Here is a 3,596-nt window from a genome sequence, read left to right on the forward strand (position 1 = left end):
GCTGGCGTGCGCCGCCGCACGGGACCGCTCGGCACCCGTGGGCGCGCCCTCAGTGGCGCGCCGACGGCGCGGGCGCGCCCGGCCTCAGTCGCGGACGACGACTGGTCGCGCCGGGTCGGCGTTGTCCACCACGACGGTCGCGCGGTCTGCGGGCGCAACCTCGGCGAGGTAGAGCAGCTGCCCGTCGCGGTACCGCGCGTTCACCGGGTCGTAGGGGTCCGCCGGGCAGCCGTCCCGCACCGCCATCCGCGCGAACGTCACGTCGAACGGCACCCTCAGGAAGACGGAGACGTCCCACCACCCGGCCAGCTCGGGACGGTGCAGGAAGATGCCGTCGACGACCAGGACCGCGTCGTCCGGCGCGGTGCGCACGGGGGCGTCGAGGGGCCGGTCGGTGGCCACGTCGCGCACGGCCGTCCGGTACCGGCGGGAGCCGCCCGGTCCGAACGGTGCCAGCAGCTCGCGGTGCAGCGCGTCGTGGTCGTACGAGTCGCGGTAGAACCCTTCGGGGGAACGTCGGCCGCGCGCGTACCGGTCGGCGCGTGCGCGGTGGAAGCCGTCGACCGACGCACGGACGACGGTGCGTCCGAGGGTGCCCAGCGCCACCGCGAGCTCGTCGGCCAGGACGGTCTTGCCCGCGCCGTCGACGCCGTCGACCCCGACCAGCACCGGCCGCCGGAGCGCCGCGGGGTCCGGCACCAGCGCGGCCATCTCGTCGAGCAGGCGGGTGCGGACCTCGGTCGGGGCGGCGTGCGGCGGCATGTCGCGACCGTAGCGGCGACGCGCGGGTGTCGGAGGTGCGCGGCACGGTGGGGGCATGGACGCACGCGCGACGGACGACGACGAGGTGCGGGAACGGCTCGCGGACGTGCGGCGGGAGGCCGAGCGCCGCCTCGCCGCGCTGGTCGACGAGCACACGGCCGTCGTGGACGCGTCGCGGGACAGCAACGCCGACGACGAGCACGACCCGGAGGGCGCGACGATCGCGTTCGAGCGCGCGCAGGTCGACGCGCTCGCGGCGGCCGCGACCGAGCGGCTGGCGGAGGTCGACCGCGCGCTGCGGCGGCTCGACGAGGGCACGTACGGCACGTGCGCGTCGTGCGGTCGCCCGATCCCGCCCGAGCGCCTCGCGGCCCGCCCGACGGCGACGACGTGCGTGACCTGCGCGGCCGGCGGGCGACGCTGACCGGCCCGCCTCCCACGCCGACCCGGTGACCGGGGACGTCGCGCACGCCACATCTCTCGATGTGAAGATATCTCCGCCCGAAGGCTACGATCGGCGACGGCGCTGCGGCCGGACCGTGGTCGCGCCAGGCCGGTCGGACGAGAGGAACCGGGACCGAAGTGGACCTGTTCGAGTACCAGGCACGTGACATCTTCGAGAAGCACGGGGTGCCCGTGCTCGGCGGCATCGTCGCCACGACTCCCGACGAGGCCCGCGACGCGGCGTCCCGCCTGCTGCCCGCCGAGGGTGGCGTCGTGGTCGTCAAGGCGCAGGTGAAGACCGGCGGCCGCGGCAAGGCCGGTGGCGTCAAGCTCGCCCGCTCCGCCGACGAGGCCGCCGAGAAGGCCGGCGAGATCCTCGGCATGGACATCAAGGGCCACACCGTCCACCGCGTGATGATCGCGGCCGGCGCGAAGATCGCCCAGGAGTTCTACTTCTCCCTGCTGCTGGACCGCGCCGAGCGTCGCTACCTCGCGATGGCGTCGGTCGAGGGCGGCATGGAGATCGAGCAGCTCGCGGTCGAGCGCCCCGAGGCGCTCGCCAAGGTCGCGGTCGACCCGCGCACGGGCATCGACCAGGCCAAGGCCGACGAGATCGTCGCCGCCGCGGGCTTCGCGCCCGAGCTGGCCGGCAAGGTCGCGGACGTGCTGCAGAAGCTGTGGACCGTCTACCAGGCCGAGGACGCCACGCTCGTCGAGGTGAACCCGCTCGTCCTGACCGAGGACGGCGACGTCGTCGCGCTCGACGGCAAGGTCACGCTCGACGCCAACGCGGACTTCCGCCACGCGGACCACGAGGCGCTCGAGGACAAGGCCGCCGCCGACCCGCTCGAGGCGCGCGCCAAGGAGAAGGACCTCAACTACGTCAAGCTCGACGGCGAGGTCGGCATCATCGGCAACGGCGCGGGGCTCGTCATGAGCACGCTCGACGTCGTCGCCTACGCCGGCGAGGCGCACGGCGGCGTGAAGCCCGCCAACTTCCTCGACATCGGCGGCGGCGCGTCGGCCGAGGTCATGGCCGCCGGCCTCGACATCATCCTCACGGACCCGCAGGTCAAGTCGGTGTTCGTCAACGTCTTCGGCGGCATCACGGCGTGCGACGCGGTCGCCAACGGCATCGTCGCGGCGCTCGAGATCCTCGGCGACGAGGCCTCGAAGCCGCTGGTCGTCCGCCTCGACGGCAACAACGTGCTGGAGGGCCGCCGCATCCTCGCGGACGCCGGCCACCCGCTCGTCACGCTCGCGGACACGATGGACGGCGGGGCCGACGAGGCCGCCCGCCTGGCCCACACTGCCGCCTGAGACCCTCGAGAAGCAGAGAGAAGCAGACAGACATGGCGATCTTCCTCACCGAGGCGTCCAAGGTCATCGTCCAGGGCATGACCGGCTCCGAGGGCACCAAGCACACGACGCGCATGCTCGCGTCCGGCACGGACGTCGTCGGCGGCGTCAACCCGCGGAAGGCCGGGACGACGCAGTCGTTCGGCGACGTCGACGTCCCCGTGTTCGGCTCGGTGGCCGAGGCCATCGAGAAGACCGGTGCCGACGTCTCCGTCATCTTCGTGCCGCCCGCCCACACCAAGGGTGCGGTCGTCGAGGCCGTCGACGCGGGCATCCCGCTCGTCGTCATCATCACCGAGGGCGTCCCGGTGGCCGACACCGCGGAGTTCTTCTCCTACGCGCAGGAGAAGGGCGTCCGGCTCATCGGCCCGAACTGCCCGGGCCTCATCAGCCCCGGGAAGTCGAACGTCGGCATCATCCCGGCCGACATCACGGGCCCCGGCAAGGTCGGCCTCGTGTCGAAGTCCGGCACGCTGACCTACCAGATGATGTACGAGCTGCGGGACTTCGGGTTCTCGACGGCCATCGGCATCGGCGGCGACCCGATCATCGGCACGACGCACATCGACGCGCTCGCCGCGTTCGAGGCGGACCCGGAGACCGAGCTCATCGTCATGATCGGCGAGATCGGCGGCGACGCCGAGGAGCGGGCCGCGGCCTACATCCAGGCGAACGTCACCAAGCCGGTCGTCGGCTACGTCGCGGGCTTCACCGCCCCCGAGGGCAAGACGATGGGCCACGCGGGCGCGATCGTGTCCGGCTCGTCGGGCACCGCGCAGGCGAAGAAGGAGGCCCTCGAGGCCGCCGGCGTCAAGGTCGGCAAGACCCCGTCGGAGACCGCGGCGCTCGCGCGCGAGCTGCTCACGCGCTCCTGAACCACCCCACGACACCCCCGCTCCCGACCCGGGCGCGGGGGTGTCGTGCGTCCGGGCGGCACGCGGCCGGAGCGTGGGCGACGAGTGACGGTCGTCGCGCGGGCGCTGCCAACGGCCGGAGCGGCATGGTCGGAGATGACGCGGCGGCCGGCGCGG

At 73.6% G+C, this 3,596-nt stretch carries 4 protein-coding genes; 3 read left to right on the top strand and 1 reads right to left on the bottom strand.

The window, feature by feature from the left end; translation table 11 throughout:
- Positions 1 to 84 precede the first annotated feature (84 nt).
- On the bottom strand, positions 85 to 762 hold the full coding sequence (locus HGA02_RS13155) for a nucleoside/nucleotide kinase family protein (protein WP_168679388.1): 678 nt from the start codon (positions 760 to 762) through the stop codon (positions 85 to 87).
- A 55-nt stretch (positions 763 to 817) separates the two neighbouring features.
- Here HGA02_RS13155 and HGA02_RS13160 point away from each other — a divergent pair, with 55 nt between their 5' ends.
- From HGA02_RS13160 to sucD, 3 genes are all read left to right on the top strand, one after another.
- On the top strand, positions 818 to 1,186 hold the full coding sequence (locus tag HGA02_RS13160; RefSeq protein WP_168679389.1) for a TraR/DksA family transcriptional regulator: 369 nt from the start codon (positions 818 to 820) through the stop codon (positions 1,184 to 1,186).
- A gap of 158 nt (positions 1,187 to 1,344) precedes the next feature.
- Positions 1,345 to 2,526: an ADP-forming succinate--CoA ligase subunit beta gene (gene sucC, locus HGA02_RS13165; RefSeq protein ID WP_168679390.1), complete on the top strand. Its 1,182-nt coding sequence runs from the start codon at positions 1,345 to 1,347 to the stop codon at positions 2,524 to 2,526.
- Between the two features lie 32 nt (positions 2,527 to 2,558).
- Positions 2,559 to 3,440, top strand: coding sequence for a succinate--CoA ligase subunit alpha (gene sucD, locus HGA02_RS13170; protein ID WP_168679391.1), 882 nt, complete (start codon positions 2,559 to 2,561; stop codon positions 3,438 to 3,440).
- Positions 3,441 to 3,596: the final 156 nt, after the last annotated feature.

Source organism: Cellulomonas septica (genome assembly GCF_012396155.1).
In the GTDB taxonomy this organism is placed as follows: domain Bacteria; phylum Actinomycetota; class Actinomycetes; order Actinomycetales; family Cellulomonadaceae; genus Cellulomonas; species Cellulomonas septica.

Excerpts from the sequence above, each read along its gene's own strand:
- HGA02_RS13155 (WP_168679388.1), bottom strand. The coding sequence starts at position 762 with ATGCCGCCGCACGCCGCCCCGACCGAGGTCCGCACCCGCCTGCTCGAC.
- HGA02_RS13160 (WP_168679389.1), top strand. The coding sequence starts at position 818 with ATGGACGCACGCGCGACGGACGACGACGAGGTGCGGGAACGGCTCGCG.
- sucD (WP_168679391.1), top strand. The coding sequence starts at position 2,559 with ATGGCGATCTTCCTCACCGAGGCGTCCAAGGTCATCGTCCAGGGCATG.